Origin of the sequence: Gramella sp. KN1008, assembly GCF_004332155.1 — a bacterium.
Classification (GTDB): domain Bacteria; phylum Bacteroidota; class Bacteroidia; order Flavobacteriales; family Flavobacteriaceae; genus Christiangramia.
This window is the reverse complement of record NZ_SJDV01000003.1, coordinates 518067-534263: the sequence shown is the minus strand read 5'-3', so window position 1 is coordinate 534263 and position 16197 is coordinate 518067. Positions and strand designations below refer to the sequence as shown.

Sequence of the window (16197 nt, the reverse complement as noted above, 5' to 3'; positions counted from 1 at the left end):
TGCGAAGGTAATTTACAGGAAGTAAGAGCCTTCAGTCTTGAGGAAGATGCGCCCCAGGCCATTGCTCAGGGTATTAATTTAAAGTGGCTAAATATTGCAGAAAATATGGTAGACACCTTAATTTTAAAAAATTCCTCTATTCTAGATTCTTTTGTTTATAACAATGGATATGGTGATGGCTGGTTTTATAACCCGCCAAATTTGATTTGCATTGATGACATACAAGAGGAATATGAACAAATCCTTCCACTAGTAGGAGAAAATACTATAGTAACTACGAATTGTAGTTTTTAGTTAAGAAATAGAGCTGCCAACAAAGTATATGGCGCATTGAAACGCGCCATATACTAACCGTTGTAACACATTCTGTTAAAATGACAATTATTTCCCTGCTTACTATTAACCTTTCGTAATTAGTATACTTTTTCTTTGTAATCACCCTTTTTATTAGCCAAATAAAAATTCGATAAAATGGTTAGAGGCAGAGATTCTCTCTGCCTCAGTTCAATTAATTTAATACTACCTCAAGAGGGACGGCCTTAGAGATCATAGAATGTACTGGAGAGAATTGTCTACCAACATCCAGCAATCTTTGTTTTTGTCTCATTGACAGTTCTTCTTCTCCTTCAATTTCGAACTTAATTCTGATAACTTTAAAGCCTGGATCAACATTTAGATCTAAAGCTAAAAATCCGTGTAAGTCTAAATCGCCTTCATAAGTAGAAGACACACTTTTAAGCGGTATCCCCTTAGCTGCCGCATGGTAAACCAAAGTTGTTGTGATACAAGAAGCCAAAGCATGTAATAAGGTCTCTGTTGGATTTGGACCATTATTGGTTCCTAACAGAATTTCTGGTTCGTCAGCTATTAAGGAAAAACTTTCTTCACGGGATGCATCCTCTTGACATGCTCCAAAAAAGCCTTTAATTGAAGATACATTGTAGGCTCCATCAATCCATCGGTTTGAAGCACTGAACTTAAAATCTGCAATAGAAGGAGTTTCTTCAATTGCTTTAATTGTTCCTTGTAAACGATTAATGTCTACACCATTTGTTGTTTTTTGTAAGGTTTCCATTTTTATAATATTTTATTTGTTTATAATGTTTAGGAATAAGCACACCTCATGCCTAAACCACAAAATGCTTATTGTCAGTGTTTTAAATTATATTTTTTGAATAATAATGCCGATATTACGTCATATTTCATTTTTTAGGTAACTGGATTTCGTCAATTATTATTCATCATGCAACAACCAAAACGAACACCGGCAATAATTGCTTTAAAACAAATTGTAGAAAGCACCTCTCAATTTACAGGCAAAGAATTTTTTAAAGCGCTAGTAAAACATTTAGCTGAAATTTTGGATGTCTATGGCGTTTGGGTCACAGAATACTGGGAAGAACAAAATAAATTGAATGCCTTAGCTTTTTGGTTGGACGGAGCATATGTTGAAAAATATGAGTATTCCGTGCCCAATACACCTTGTGAGCCCGTTTTAAATGGCCATGACATTTGTCATATACCTAGAAAAGTAATTGATCTCTACCCAAAAGATCCTGATCTTAAGCCTTTAGGAGCAGTTAGTTATATGGGTATTTCCTTAAGAGATATTGATGGAAAAATACTTGGTCATTTGGCTTTATTAGATAATAAACCCATGCCCGAAATCCCTGAAGTATTTGCAATTTTTAAAATATTTGCTTCCAGAGCAGCAGCAGAATTAAGACGTGAAATAATCCAAAGTAAAGTAATTGAAAGTGAATCTAAATTAAATAGGTTAGTTAATGGCACCACAGACGCTATTATTGAATTCAATTCAGAATTTAAAATTACTCAAGCTAATTATGCAGCCAATCAGCTATTCGAAATTAAAGATCATAAATTTTTAGGAGCAGATGTTAAGAATCTATTTGATTCTCACTCCTCCACTACCTTTGAATCATCAATTCTTAATTACACTAATTTATGTGATACAAATGGCTCATTAAATTTTAAAGAACCTTTTGTATGTCTCGATTGTAAGGGCGAGTCTTTTCCCGCCAAAATTAATCTATCATCCTACCACTTTGAAAATAATTTATACTATGCATTATTTATTAGAAGTATTAAAGATGAAGTTTCCAGCAATTTAAAAATTAAAGAATTACATGCTGAAACCGCTATGCTCAAAGAAAAAGTAAATGCACAACAATTCAATTATATCATTGGTGACAGCGAGCCTATCAAAAAATGTCTTGAACAGGTAATTCAGGTTGCGAGGACTAATGCCAGTGTATTGATTCTTGGTGAAACTGGCACAGGAAAGGAATTATTCGCTAAAGCGGTACATGAGTCAAGTGATCGAAGTTCTAAACCTATGATAACATTAAATTGTGCCGCACTACCTGATGAATTAATAGAAAGTGAACTCTTTGGACATGTTAAAGGGGCTTTTACCGGAGCATTAACATCTAGAGATGGCCGGTTTTCATTAGCAGATAAAGGAAGCATATTTCTTGATGAAATAGCCGAACTTCCGTTGCCATTACAAGCAAAGCTATTACGCGTGATTCAAGAAGGTACTTTCGAGCCTGTTGGAAGTTCGGAAACCAAAAAAGTGGATGTTAGAATAATTGCAGCCACGCATAGAAATCTTCAAAAACGGATTCAAGAAGGTAAATTTAGAGAAGATCTCTATTACAGACTTAATGTTTTTCCTATCAATATACCGCCTTTAAGAGAAAGAGGACATGACATTATTCTTATTGCTAATGCTTTTTTTGAAAAATTCACAAAAAACAAAGCCCTTTATGTCATGCCATTAACTAAAAGGGATTTGAATAAACTATCCTTATATCATTGGCCAGGAAATGTTAGAGAGCTCCAAAATATTATTGAGCGAGGTATTATCACTTCCACAGATGGAAATTTTAATCTTGATTCTATTTTACCTAATTCAGAAAATAAAATCCCTGAAAAATCTAAAAGTTCCGGCATACTTACTATTGATGATATTACGGAGATAGAAAAAAATAATATTATAAAAGCTTTAAATCTTACAAACTGGAGAATTTCAGGTGAAGACGGTGCTGCTCAATTACTAAACCTTCCTAGAACAACCTTAACTTCTAAAATTAAAAAATTTGGCATAAAGCGGGTAGCTATAGGGTAAACTAATTATTTTATTGAAGCTTCAGTATTTTATATAATTAGATAACAAATAAATGGCATAATTATGATAAAATAGCTCTTATTTAAAAATGAAATAATTGTCATTCGCAAAGGATAAACCTAAAAATAAAAACGTGTTACAACAAGGGTTCATCGCCAATAGCCGGCAACCTTAGAAAGAAAATAATTAACTTGACCAACAAACTAATACTAAGCCGACATCCCATAGCTATCGGGACCGCGTCCATACTCCCGTGAGTTGCGATAATCTAAACCGTTGCAGCAAATAGCCTATTAGACTTTATAAAATACTTTTTTGCACTTTAGAATAAAGCAAATCAATTATAAATCAGATTTTTACGTTAAATTACATATGAACTAAAAACATCTGATAAATGAAAAATTTAATTATTATTCTATTAGTCTTCTGTTTTATTTCTTGTAATACAAATCAAAATAAAACTGAAAAAGTTGACAATAATCCTATAAATGTGAATGAGGAACTCGCTTCAATTGAGAAAACTAGAACTAATTTTGAAAATGCTATTGCTGAAAAGCGATATGAAGATTTAGCCAAATATGCAACTGCGGATCTAATTTCATTAACTCCAATTTGCGGAGAATGGGAAGAATATAAAAAATTGGTAGAAAACCCTAAAGGATTATTTAGTTATGATAGTATTCGAATGAAACCAAAAGAAACTATAATTTTAAATGATTCAGTTGCTTACGATTTTGGAACTAGCTCGAGTTTCTATACTAATTCAGAAGGTAGGGCAGTTGAAATTAAAGCTTCATTTTTAGCCATTTTAAAAAAAGATAAAAAAGACGGAGTTTGGAAACTCCACAGAGAAGTTGCCACTACCAATATTAATGATTAACTAAAAAAATATTGTTGTTCTACGACTACTTACAGCAACAGCGATTAACGAGGTCAATATGCGGTATTCCAGGAAAAACAATAAATTAGAACTCCAAACAACAAAATAACAAGCCGACTACTCCATGTGCTAAATTCCGCACACTGGTATTAACCACAACCGTTGGCAAACATTTAACCAACCTCATATGAAATACATTTATTTAATATTGGCGATTATAATCTTCTCTTGCAATACTAATGAGGAAATGACCGAATTAGAGCAAAATGAGTTTGAAAAAATGGCGCAAGAATGGAATAATAAGTATGTACTAGGGAGCGAGTATTTAGAAGAGATATTATTTGGATTGGATGAGAACATTGATATGTGGGAAAACGGAAAGATATGGACATACAGGGAAGTAGAAAAGTTCGGTTCACATTTACCAAAGAAAAATGTAATTGAAATATATAACGACCAAAAGCTTTTGAAGAAAAATTTGGGCTATGATTATGTTAGTTTAAAATATATTTCAACCATGTCTGGCGATACTATGCGTGAAACTTCTTCACGTTTATGGAAACTAAAGGAAGGAGATTGGAAAATTATTCGAATGAATAATTTAATAAAAAAAGAAGTCGAATAAAAAAACGTTTGCCAACAGCGGTTCATCTCAAATTCCGGGTATTGTCGAAAAATTGTAATTTTAGTAACCAAGAAAAAAACGGTTCATCTGACAAATCCGCATCCATAAATCCGCGCCACTTGTCGTAATGCGAGACCGTTGTATTAAATTATGAAATTAATATAACAGTAAATTAAATGTCAGTAATAATTGATAATTCCTCACCAATCAATTTGTCTGAAAGAGCAGACATTCTAGATGTACTTCGGGGTTTTGCGCTGTTTGGAATACTGGTCATTAATATTATAGCATTTTCAGGGTATGGTTTCCTCACAAATGATATGAAGCTGGAAATCTCTACCTATTCAATTGATACATATCTTTCTGCCTTACAGACGGGTTTAGCCGAAGGTAAATTCTATAGCCTTTTTTCACTCCTTTTTGGAATAGGCTTCTCTATCATATTAATGCGTTTAAGACAAAAAGGTGTGAATGCATTCAAGATATTTTACAGAAGGTTGTTTTACCTTCTCATCTTCGGGCTTATTCATATCTATTTTCTTTGGGAAGGCGACATCCTTGTTTTATACGCCATACTAGGTATGATCTTACCGCTATTTATCAATGTCAGTGACCGATCGCTTTTAATTATAGGTATAACACTGATCTTGTCCCCAATACTAATTGATACTGCAAAGCTAATTTTTGATTTCAAAATAGCAGGTTGGTTAGAAAATATTGCAATCCAGGTAGATGCAAAAACCGGAGTACCTTTAGATAATGGGTACAGAAGATATCTGTTCCGTGAAGGTAGCGGCTGGGTGGAGTTCTGGAATTGGAGACAATCGGGACCTTTTTATCGCTTCTCTTCAATATTAGAAAGCAGTAGAATACCTAAGGTACTCGGAATGTTTTTACTGGGTTATGTTGTAGGTAGGAATAAAATATTCTCAAAGCTTTCAAATTACAAAGCTTTGTTTACAAAAATCCTGAAATTTGGATTGATAATTGGTATCCCATCAACCCTAATAATGGTATATATTGAATGGAGTAATGACTCGTCAATTGAAGTTAATTTATTATATACTGTTAGTTATGCGTTTGGAGTTGTTCCTCTCGCATTGGCTTATGCTACAGGCTTAGCTTTGCATTGGATCAAAACAGGAGGGAAATCAAAATTACTGATTTTTGCCCCTGTCGGCAGAATGGCTCTTACCAATTATATCTTACAAACAGTACTTGCCGTGCTTATTTTCTATGAACTGGGATTAGGTTTGGGTGGATATATTGGCCCATCCATATTTTTGCCAATAGCGATAATTATATTCGTTTTTCAGGTTATTTTAAGTAAAATTTGGCTCAAATATTTTAACTATGGCCCTTTGGAATGGATATGGAGGACATTGACTTATCACAAACGGATACCCTTTAGAAAAGAAACAGATAATTAGAAATGAAATAACAAAGAACTTACTACAGCAACGCATAACTCAAATAGGCGGCAGCCTTAGAAAGAAAAATAATTAACTGGACCTACAATCCAGATCCAATCCAATATCCCGATAGCTATCGGTACCGTGTCCCTTACCCCGTCAACTATCTATAAAACCAGCCATTACACTTTATTATTTAAAATGCAACGGTCCTTTCTTTATCATTAAGGCTCTTTAAGAATAATAATATAATTATCCTACATTTATAGTAATGAACTTAGTTTCAATAATGAAAAAAAGAGAAAACATAGCCTGGGAATTTAATGACTTTTCTAAAAATTATACGAATGATATGATTGGCTGTGTACCTCATTATTTGGAACTGGTTGCAAGCTTTGGAAAATATCTTCCTGACAATTTTAATCCAACCTCTATTCTCGATCTTGGTTGCGGTAATGGAAATATTACAGGGCAACTTATTCCTTATTTCCCAAATGCAACTTTTACACTAGTGGATGCATCTAAGGAAATGATTAATCTATGTCGTCACAGGTTCAACGGTGATAATTTTATTTATCAAAATAAATATTTCAAAGATTTTATTTTCAGTAAAGAAGTTTATGATCTAATTGTTGCGGGATTTAGTCTCCATCATTTAGATGATAAAGAGAAACAATCAATTTTTAAGGATATAAACTCTTCCTTAAAACAAGGGGGAATATTTTCTTACAGCGATTTAATGATAAGTAAAACTAATCCAGACCATTCTAATCTTTTGAAAGAATGGAATAAATTTGTTAATGTCAGCTTTCCGGATGGTGAAAAATGGAGATGGATCATGGAGCACTACGAAGCATTTGATAAACCAACAGATTATATGGCCCAAATAGATTGGATGAAAAATGCTGGATTTAAAAAAATTGAAATTCCATTTCATAAAGGATACTGGGTGTATCTCCAGGCAGTAAAAAATTGACTTTTAAAGCAAGGAAAGGTTTTTGAAAATAAAGAAGGCTAACAAGGTTTAATCGTGAATGGGCAGCAGGCATAGAAAGAAAACATTTAACCTGATCAACAAACGAACACTAAGCCTACTAACTCTATAATTATGGAGACCGCGTTCCTTACTCCGCCAACTGGCGATAAGCGAAACCACGTGCATTTTAAAGAAAAATGACCAATTTTGAAAATATTAATAATGAGTTTGTATATCGTGTAGATTTCAATTCTCTTCCAGTTGGTGAACATTTAAAGACCTATTACATCAATGAATTTTCTGTTTTAATCAATTCCATCATAAGTAAAATTCGAAGAGGCAAAATCGAGTTATTGAATTATTTGAATTCTCCCGATTGGCAATCACTTGAATTGGGTTCTTCGTCTATCAACCTCGATTCGGAAACTCTTAAAATGATGGTGGTTCTTGAGTCAATATTTGAAAATGAAAGACAATTGATAAACCCCAAGTTTTTGAGTAGACTAGAATCAATATTTGCTTGGCCTACCATTGAAGTCGCCCAACGATTTAAAAAGGATTATATTCCAAATGGGGTGATTCATCGTTGTATTGTAAAAAATGGAATCGCAATTAAAATGTGTGGAGATTTATTGCCTCCCGGTATTGATCTAAATAAGCTTAATGAAAGAGCATTTTCAAGACAATTGGAAGAAACGAAGTTGAGAGCAAGAACCTACTGGAAACAATTAAATAAGGCAATTCTACCAGAGCTGCTGATTGCTGGAACGGTTGTGATCGAATCTATCGTCGATGAAAATTTATAATTTAAGGGAACTAGATTAAAAACGAAACGCCAACAGCTCATAACTCAAATAGGTGGATCCATCAGGAATAAAAAGATTATCTTCACGGATAAACCAGGTGTAAGTCGATTCCGATAGCTATGGGACCGGGTCCTTACTCCGAAACTTATGTAAACCGGGACCGTTGCAAGGCATTAATTTGAATGATATGGGTAAAACAGCAATTCCATCGAAAAATATATTCATAATTGGGATACCAATGCTGTTAATTGCATCTATGATTCTTCTTGCCCAGTCCCCTGCATTCAATTCTAATTCAAGCACCCTATCCATAGGAATAACGGTTGATTTATTATTGACTACTCCATTGATATATTTTCTTCTAATTAGGAAAAGTAATATCCCCAAAACTACGGTCGTTCCAATAGTAATAATAGGGGTAATCGTATGCTCGGTAATTCTCCCAAAGGAAAACCAATATTATCTTAACCTATTTAAAACCTGGGCATTACCCCTAATTGAGTTATCAATTTTAACTTATGTGATTTACAATGTTCATAAAGCGGCAAAAAGATTTAAATCAACCAAAACCAAACCGGTAGATTTTTACACTCAATTAAAAGAAGCCTGTTATGAAATACTTCCAAAGGCCTGGGTTACTCCCGTGGTCACCGAAATTGCTGTTTTCTATTATGGTTTTCTACAATGGAAAAAAAGGAAGTTAAATAAGAATGAATTTTCATATCATAAAAATAGTGGCACTATTGCTTTATTAATTGCTATAATATTTCTAATAGTCATCGAAACAATTGTTTTCCATTTATTACTTTCAAAATGGAGTGATTTAGCTGCAAACATTTTGACATTTCTTAGTGTTTATTCAGCCTTACAAATTTTTGGTTTCTTAAAATCAATGAGTAGAAGACCAATAATAATAGAAGAAAATAAGTTACTTCTGAGATATGGTATTATGAGTGAAACAATTATAGATATTAGTGAAATTGAAAATATAGAAGTCTCTGCGAAAGAGATAGAATTTGATGAAGAGACTCGAAAACTATCAATCCTGGGAAATCTTGAAAGTCACAATATTATAATTCGGTTAAATAAAGAAAATACACTTTTCGGCATCTACGGAAGAAAAAAAGATTATAAGAATATTGCGTTATATGTGGACGAAAACAAAGAGTTCAGGAAACATGTTAGCGCCTTACAACAACGCTTAACCGTCACCACAAGGTAGTGTAATTGATTAACAAAACAGGTCTTAAGTTGACAGCCCTATAGCTATCGGGAACTCATCACTGCTCCGCCAACTTGCGATAGCGTTTAAAGAAAATAATTAATTTCGCGAACAAACCAGGAGCTTTTGATTATATAGTATTCACAGAAAATATTACAGAACATCAAAGAAAAGCGTAGAAACAGAAAGATTGCCAACCTGGCTTCATCTGCGCACTGGCGTTAAACGCATCCATTATAGTAATTATCAGACAATGACTAACTACAAGAAAATTATTGAAACTAACCAAATCATACTCCGCCCTATAAAAGAAGCTGATTTTGAAGAAATGAGGAGCCTGACCAGGAATGAACAGATGTGGACATATTTTACAAGTAACTTATCTAATGAAAATGAGTTATTGAATTGGATAAAGACTGCTGAAAGATCAGTAGAAAATAATGAAAGATTAGCCTTTACGATTATTGATAAAAGAAATAACAAGATTGTTGGTTCTACAAGCCTGGGAAACTTTTCCGAAAGAGATAAACGAATTGAAATTGGATGGACCTGGTTATCAGAAAATGTTCAGGGAACAGGGCTAAACCAAATGGTAAAATTGACTTTATTAAAATACTGTTTTGAGGAGCTCAATTTAGAAAGAGTTGAATGCAAAACAGACGTTTTAAATATAGCTGCCAGAAAAGGACTAAAGAAAAGCGGATTTACTGAAGAAGGGATTCTACGAAGTCATACCTTACTGGCTAATGGCAGAAGAAGAGATTCCATTTATTATGGAATCTTAAAAAATGAGTGGAACATTATTCAAACTAAATAACCGGCTATAAGAAATCAATAAGCCGATACATCCAAGTCCCTACTCCCCCAACTTGCGATAACCGAGACCGTTGTAGGTAATTAAGTGAAATCAGTATGAAGAAAAAACTATTTCAAATCGTTCTCCCGTTTCTCCTACCGGTTTTACCTGTTGCAGGACAGGAAGACATTGATGAGTTCCTTAGAAACCAACCAATAATTGATGTACATATCCATATTACCAAAGGATATACAGATAATGAGGATTATAATAAGCTTAATCCGGATATTGATATTGCTAAAATTGAATGGATGAGTCAGAGGTTTGACCAGAATAACATTGTTTTAGCACTGGGAGGCGGGCCAATGAAATATGCTAAGTTATGGCCAAAATTGGATGACAGACATTGGAGTGGGCCAAGATTGCCCTGCAATCCTCTGCGAGAACAGGACGAACCATGTGAAAGCGAATTACCAGACCTGAAAGAACTTGATAGCCTTTTTGCAAATGGAACTTTTAGATATCTGGGAGAAACCTCGTTTCATAGCATGGGAATCCACCCTGCAGATGAAAGGTTTGATCCTTATTGGGAATTGGCGGAAAAATATCAGATCCCAATAGGATTTCATGCCGACGCAGGACCATTTAAAAGAAATATGGCGGAAACCCCAAACTGGAATGAAGAATATGGTAATCCGCTTTTATTACTTCCAGTTCTAAAAAAATATCCTGACCTGAAAATTTACCTCATGCATTATCCAGGGAGATATTTTGAGGAATGTATCGAAGTAATGAAAAAATATGACCAGGTCTATTGTGAAATTACCGCGGTAAGCATGTTTGCTCCCAAAGAGCGATGGGAACCAAAAGTAAAGAAGCTATATGATGAAGGGCTTGGTGACAGGCTAATGTTTGGTTCAGATTACGTGGGGACCATTCGAAAGAATATAGAAATAATCTATAATTTAGAATGGCTTACAGAGCATCAGAAAAGAGATGTATATTATAATAATGCAGCAAGGTTTTTAAATCTATCAGAGGAGCAAATCAAAAAGCATTATGAAATGGTGGAATGATAAGAAGTCATGACCAACACACATAATTTATACAGGAGACATTCCTTAGCTTTGTGAGCAAATCTAAAAGAATATCCTATAATCGAATGAGAGTATTACTTACTTTATTTTTAATAACAACTTCTTTGACCATATCCGGGCAAACCTTTGATACTGAACTGATATATTCCGATTCTTCGGGCAAAAATGTTATCATTCAAAATAGCTTTCCAAAAGGAGGAATAAACTATACCGCTCCCTCCGGAGAAAAATTCGTTTATGCGATATTCTGGACTCGAATAACAAATGAAAAAGATTCTCCTATTGATCTAAAAATTGATTATTCTTCAGATCCATTCAACTTACCATATTCGCTAGATAATTCTGTGAAATTACTCTTACCTCCAAGTAATATGACATTAGAAAAAGAACCATTATTCAATTATGGTTTGACCGATTTAGAAACTTATTTGAATATTAACTTTAATAAAAAAAGCAGTTTAAATAAGACCATAAATCCAAAAGAATCCTTTCTATTCTACGTCACAGCGCTCTACAACAAAGGAGTGGAAGGTAATATTCGAGCAGGTTTTATATTAAAAGATAATAAGCTTTTCTACAGGATCTCAGGTCTGGAAATTGCTTGTGGAGAGATTGAACCAATCTAATATAACCGGCAGCTCTCTGACCCTTATTGTAAAACAAGGCCAACTCCTATTTTCTCCAGCAAATAAGGATTATGATCAATGATGAGAATATCATTGGAGTCGCTTAGATTTGTAAGGATCTTATACAAAAGATCAATATCAGCATAATGCAATCCGGTACTGGGTTCATCTAAAATATAAAGCGCATTGGTCTCCTGGTCCTGCAGCCAGTTAAGTAACAATAATCTTTGCTTTTCCCCTGAAGAAAGGGATTGTACGGGCTGATCCAACCTTAGATGAGATAACCCGATCTCCTTCAGCTTATCCAGGAACCCGAAGGTTTTAGCAGAAACCTCAACATTTGTTAACCACTCTTTTAATTCCGTAATACTAAAAGCAAGTACCTCAGCGATATTTTTCTCCTTAACCGTTGGCTGTAATAAATCTGCCTGGTAGCGCTGCCCCTTGCATACCTCACATTTCTCAATCGCATTAGCCGCTACATCCAGGCTGGTTTCCGTATAGCCTAGACCTTTGCAGTTGGGACACCAACTTGTTTTAGTCTTATATGAAAAGTCTCTGGCCTTTAAGTTCGATCCTTTTGCAAAGATCTTACCTATCTCCATAAGCAGCCCCAAATAAGAGACTAATAAGGTCTTTGAATGTGATCGTAGTTTTTTAGATTCAAAATAATGTGCTGCAGTATAGTTCACCGGAAAGACTATGATTTCACAATTCACCGGTCTTTTCTGCTGGATACTTGGTATCAGGATTTCTTTTACTAAAGTGGTTTTTCCAATTCCTGATCTACCACTAATGGCTGTGATCCCTCCAACTGGTACTTCCAGTGCATCTTTGACAAATGAATATTTAGATAGTTTCCGGATAGCGATATGATCTTTACCTTCTTTTAATTCTATCTCTTTTGATGGTGTTTTCAAATAAGGATGACATCCTTCCTGTTCCAGGAATTTCCGGGGACTACCCTGGTAAGTAATATAACCTCCACGTTTACCCGCTGCAGGTCCAAGTTCAACCAATCGATCTGCCGACAAAATGATCTCTTTGTTATGTTCTATCACAAGAACCGTATTGCCTTTTTCAATAAGTTCTTTTAGAATATTAATCAGGTCCGGAATATTATCACTGGATAATCCTGCTGAAGGTTCATCTAATAAATAGGTAATACCTTTCAATGGACTGTTCAACTGTTTGATCAATGCTACCCGTTGGTTTTCCCCGCCAGAAAGGGTAATCGATTTTCGGTTGAGTTGCAGGTGATCAATATGCAATTGCTTTGCCCTTTGGAGCGTTTTGTCCAGATGAGGCCGGATCCTGGAAATGAGTTCCTTATCAATATCTTCCTGATTCTCAACTGTGAAAAGCCAACTTTCCAAGGCGTTAAAATCCATTCCTTTTATTTCATGTATGGAGTTCCCCCCAATTTGAAAGGATAATCGTTCCGGTTTTAACCCGCTTCCCTTACAATGGCTGCATTCCACTGGCGAGAAAAGAGCCTTTAGCTTAGCTATATTTTTATTCTTTCGGGTCTTATAAAATTCCTCCTTCAAATAATGAAAGAGCCCCTTCCATTTCATGCTTACCGCCTGTGTTCCTTCTCTGGTTTTGGTTTTGAATAGCCAGTTCGTTTTCCAGACCTTATCCCCTGTTCCCTGAAACAGGATCTCTTTTTGCGGCTCGGTCAGCTCCTTAAAAGGCGTTTCCAGGCTAAACCCATATGTAGACCCCAGTTCCTTTACGATCGCCATATACTGACTCCCCGGGTGGCCATAATAGGCCAGCGCTTTATTGTGTTCAAAGAGACCTTCAGCTATACTCTTGTCCTTATCCGCCACTATTCTATCCAGATCTGGCAGCAATTCCTCACCCAACCCATCACACACGACACATTTGCCTAATTCATGATTATTGGAAAAATGACTGGCCGATAACTTTTTGCCTTCAAACTGCGCCTTTCGTGAAAAGGCAAAGCGTAATATCTTATCTATTCCTGTCTGTTTGGAAATATCAGACCGTTCAGTAAAGCTCTTTTCCTTACGCGTTATGCAAATAGTGGGAGTAAGTCCCTCGATATTATCAACTTCCAGCTGAAAATTAACTCCAGCTCTGGATTGCTGATAAGATGAAAACTGCCTTGTCATTTCCTGCAAACCATAACCATGCAGCGTGTCTATTACCAACGATGATTTACCGGAACCCGAAATTCCTGTAAATACTGTTAACTGATGCTTAGGCAAGTCTATCTCCAGGTCTTTAAGGTAATGAGTTCGGGCACCTTTAATCGAGATCTTTTCTCTATCCTTTTCTAATGGAGCCTCGATATTAATTGGTTCGGCTTTTAGCGCATTGTCTACAAGCCTATCGCAGGATGATTGAAATAAGGTATTATTCTCAAAACAAACGATTCCTGCGGTTTCTTTTTTGAGCTGGTGCAAAGCTTTCAGCAACTGTCGCACATTCTGCTGATGCAACCCAATACTTGGTTCTTCCAGCAGTAAAAGTGTGGTTTTGGATTGTTTGGTAAAATGCCTGGTGAGCTTAATACGCTGGGCTTCACCCCCTGATAAAGTGTTGGAAGGCTGGCCAAGTTTAATATATCCCATGCCCAACTGCAGCATTAAAGAAAGGATCCTGGTGATCTGCCTTTCTTCGCTGAAGAAATCATAAGCTTCCTCTATGCTTAAGTTATATATATCTGCAATATTCTTATTATTTAAGTGTACCTGTAATACCTCATCCTTGAAACGCTTCCCGTTACAGCTGGGACATACCTGATTAATAGTACCCATAAGGTTCATGGACAAGGTGATCACACCTGCTCCTTCACAGGTCTCGCATCTTCCCTTTTTGTTGTTAAAGGAAAAAGCTCCTTTAGGCAAATTCAGCGATTTAGCTTCCGGCGATTTAGCCAATAGATCACGGATCTTATCTGCCAGCCCGGTATAGGTAGCCGGATTGCTTCTGGGGGTTTTACCTATGGGCTGATCGGTTACTCTCAGAAGTTTTAAATCTTCTTTTTTCGCATAGGCAGAAAGCTTCCGTTCTATTTGAGTTGTTTTCCTGCTTACGACGCATAATTCCCCCAAATGAGTTTGATAAGAATCTTCTGATTCGTATTCAGGCTCCTGATAGGGCTCTGATTTCAAATTTCGCAATTCGGTTAAGGTTGGACTTTTCAGGCCTTCTGTCTTCAAAAATTCCTTTAGGGAGCCGTTATATATAACTTCTCCCCCATGTACACCAGCAGCAGGGCCCAATTCTACTATCCAGTCTGCTGAGCGTATAAAGTTTAAGTCGTGCTCCACTACCATCACCGTATTTCCCCGGCTGATCAATCGTTCAAGTATATGGAGTAAATAGTGCTGGTAGTCTTCAACTAAACCGATGGAAGGTTCATCAAAAACATATAGAATTCCCTGCAGGTTGCCGTTTACCTGGTTTATCAGTTTGATCCTTTGAGCATCTCCCGAAGAAATATCCGTACTTGGAGTACTTAACCTATAATCCTGCATTCCAAGTTTTATAAGATCTAACAATTGCATACAAATCTTATCAACCAATACTTTTTCGCCTGCTGTTAGCTTCTGATTCTTAAGTCTTTCGTATAAGTGAAGTAAGGGAAGTTCCATCCAGTACTGAAAGTTCAGGCCTTTCCATTTATATTTAAGATGTTCTGCTTTGATCCGAGCTCCTTTACAGTCAGGGCAGATGCTGGAACTAACAAATTTCAGAATGTTCTTATTTCGGTCACGCTTTAGAATGTCGTTCATAATTGGAAGCATCCCTTTATAAAAACCTTCTTCACGAGGCTTTGCCTTAAGGCCTTCCCATCTTAGCCGCGACTCCAAACTATGTTTCCCGTAAAAAACCCTGATGCGGTCACTTCCGTTTAATATCACACCTTTTTGAGCATCTGAGAGTTCCTTCCAGGGAATGTCTACGCTAAAGCCATGTGCTTTACAAACCTTATTCAACTCATCAACAGTCACCTGAGAATAGGTTATATATCCGTTGGGTAAAGTAGTGGTGATAGCCCCTTCTCTCAGGGTTTTGTTTTCGTCTCCCACCAGCTTATCGATATCTATGTATTCGGCATATCCAATTCCGTGGCAACGTTCACAGGCGCCTTTTGGATGATTGAAAGAAAACATTGACTTACTCATGTTTTCCTTGCCGGAATAGCGCGCAAATAAGATCCTGAAGACAGCCGCAAGCTCAGACAGTGTCCCGAAAGTGGTATTAACTGACTGAAAGCGTTTAGACTGCCCCACCCTGATCACTGGTGGCAGTGCTTCAATATCATCTACTTCAGCAGTTGGGATGGATTGAGCATTTTGCTGATTATAGGCGGGAAGGCTCTCCAGGAAATAACGATAGCCCTCATTGGCAATCACATCCATAGCCAACGAGGATTTTCCTGAACCTGATAAACCGGTCACAACGATCAGTTGATTTTCAGGAATGCTTAGATCAATGTTTTTAAGATTATTCTGGTGGGCATTAATGATGCGCATACAATCGGGTAGATTCTCTTTATTGAAAAAATAAATATAGAAAGATTATTATGGCTTGTAACAGATTTTATAATAAAGCGAAAGATAAGATT

Annotated in this window: 12 protein-coding genes and 1 pseudogene; 11 read left to right on the top strand and 2 right to left on the bottom strand. The window is 36.0% G+C overall.

Going from position 1 to position 16197, the window contains the following annotated elements; genetic code table 11:
• Positions 1-294 (top strand): annotated as a pseudogene (locus EZJ28_RS15990) (hypothetical protein); the annotation flags it as partial.
• A gap of 214 nt (positions 295-508) precedes the next feature.
• On the opposite strand, the gene EZJ28_RS08235 reads toward EZJ28_RS15990, so the two are convergent.
• Positions 509-1075 carry an OsmC family protein gene (locus EZJ28_RS08235; protein ID WP_131396712.1) on the bottom strand — a complete coding sequence of 189 codons (567 nt, stop codon included), beginning with the start codon at positions 1073-1075 and terminating at the stop codon, positions 509-511.
• Between the two features lie 168 nt (positions 1076-1243).
• Here EZJ28_RS08235 and EZJ28_RS08230 point away from each other — a divergent pair, with 168 nt between their 5' ends.
• The 10 genes from EZJ28_RS08230 (at position 1244) to EZJ28_RS08185 (ending at position 11591) form a co-directional block, all read left to right on the top strand.
• The gene (locus EZJ28_RS08230) at positions 1244-3151 is read left to right on the top strand and encodes a sigma 54-interacting transcriptional regulator (RefSeq protein ID WP_131396710.1); all 1908 of its coding nucleotides are present in this window, start codon (positions 1244-1246) and stop codon (positions 3149-3151) included.
• Positions 3152-3545: 394 nt separating this feature from the next.
• Complete coding sequence (locus tag EZJ28_RS08225) at positions 3546-4031, top strand: DUF4440 domain-containing protein (protein WP_131396708.1); 486 nt, start codon at positions 3546-3548, stop codon at positions 4029-4031.
• A gap of 187 nt (positions 4032-4218) precedes the next feature.
• Positions 4219-4656 carry a hypothetical protein gene (locus tag EZJ28_RS08220; RefSeq protein ID WP_131396706.1) on the top strand — a complete coding sequence of 146 codons (438 nt, stop codon included), beginning with the start codon at positions 4219-4221 and terminating at the stop codon, positions 4654-4656.
• 176 nt (positions 4657-4832) lie between these two features.
• A complete protein-coding gene (locus EZJ28_RS08215; protein WP_131396704.1) occupies positions 4833-6086 on the top strand; it encodes a DUF418 domain-containing protein in 1254 nt (417 codons plus the stop codon).
• Positions 6087-6357: 271 nt separating this feature from the next.
• Positions 6358-7044, top strand: coding sequence for a class I SAM-dependent methyltransferase (locus EZJ28_RS08210; RefSeq protein ID WP_131396702.1), 687 nt, complete (start codon positions 6358-6360; stop codon positions 7042-7044).
• A 197-nt stretch (positions 7045-7241) separates the two neighbouring features.
• A complete protein-coding gene (locus EZJ28_RS08205; protein ID WP_131396701.1) occupies positions 7242-7850 on the top strand; it encodes a hypothetical protein in 609 nt (202 codons plus the stop codon).
• Positions 7851-8037: 187 nt separating this feature from the next.
• Positions 8038-9072 (top strand): hypothetical protein, encoded by a 1035-nt coding sequence (locus EZJ28_RS08200; RefSeq protein ID WP_131396699.1) that lies wholly within the window; start codon positions 8038-8040, stop codon positions 9070-9072.
• Between the two features lie 253 nt (positions 9073-9325).
• On the top strand, positions 9326-9889 hold the full coding sequence (locus EZJ28_RS08195) for a GNAT family N-acetyltransferase (RefSeq protein WP_131396697.1): 564 nt from the start codon (positions 9326-9328) through the stop codon (positions 9887-9889).
• Between the two features lie 95 nt (positions 9890-9984).
• Positions 9985-10944: an amidohydrolase family protein gene (locus EZJ28_RS08190; protein WP_131396695.1), complete on the top strand. Its 960-nt coding sequence runs from the start codon at positions 9985-9987 to the stop codon at positions 10942-10944.
• A gap of 86 nt (positions 10945-11030) precedes the next feature.
• The gene (locus EZJ28_RS08185; protein WP_131396694.1) at positions 11031-11591 is read left to right on the top strand and encodes a hypothetical protein; all 561 of its coding nucleotides are present in this window, start codon (positions 11031-11033) and stop codon (positions 11589-11591) included.
• Positions 11592-11614: 23 nt separating this feature from the next.
• Here EZJ28_RS08185 and EZJ28_RS08180 read toward each other — a convergent pair whose 3' ends face one another.
• On the bottom strand, positions 11615-16105 hold the full coding sequence (locus EZJ28_RS08180) for an AAA family ATPase (protein WP_131396692.1): 4491 nt from the start codon (positions 16103-16105) through the stop codon (positions 11615-11617).
• Positions 16106-16197 lie beyond the last annotated feature (92 nt).

Coding starts and splice junctions, on each gene's coding strand:
- EZJ28_RS08235 (WP_131396712.1), bottom strand. CDS start 1,075: ATGGAAACCTTACAAAAAACAACAAATGGTGTAGACATTAATCGTTTA.
- EZJ28_RS08230 (WP_131396710.1), top strand. CDS start 1,244: ATGCAACAACCAAAACGAACACCGGCAATAATTGCTTTAAAACAAATT.
- EZJ28_RS08225 (WP_131396708.1), top strand. CDS start 3,546: ATGAAAAATTTAATTATTATTCTATTAGTCTTCTGTTTTATTTCTTGT.
- EZJ28_RS08220 (WP_131396706.1), top strand. CDS start 4,219: ATGAAATACATTTATTTAATATTGGCGATTATAATCTTCTCTTGCAAT.
- EZJ28_RS08215 (WP_131396704.1), top strand. CDS start 4,833: ATGTCAGTAATAATTGATAATTCCTCACCAATCAATTTGTCTGAAAGA.
- EZJ28_RS08210 (WP_131396702.1), top strand. CDS start 6,358: ATGAAAAAAAGAGAAAACATAGCCTGGGAATTTAATGACTTTTCTAAA.
- EZJ28_RS08205 (WP_131396701.1), top strand. CDS start 7,242: ATGACCAATTTTGAAAATATTAATAATGAGTTTGTATATCGTGTAGAT.
- EZJ28_RS08200 (WP_131396699.1), top strand. CDS start 8,038: ATGGGTAAAACAGCAATTCCATCGAAAAATATATTCATAATTGGGATA.
- EZJ28_RS08195 (WP_131396697.1), top strand. CDS start 9,326: ATGACTAACTACAAGAAAATTATTGAAACTAACCAAATCATACTCCGC.
- EZJ28_RS08190 (WP_131396695.1), top strand. CDS start 9,985: ATGAAGAAAAAACTATTTCAAATCGTTCTCCCGTTTCTCCTACCGGTT.
- EZJ28_RS08185 (WP_131396694.1), top strand. CDS start 11,031: ATGAGAGTATTACTTACTTTATTTTTAATAACAACTTCTTTGACCATA.
- EZJ28_RS08180 (WP_131396692.1), bottom strand. CDS start 16,105: ATGCGCATCATTAATGCCCACCAGAATAATCTTAAAAACATTGATCTA.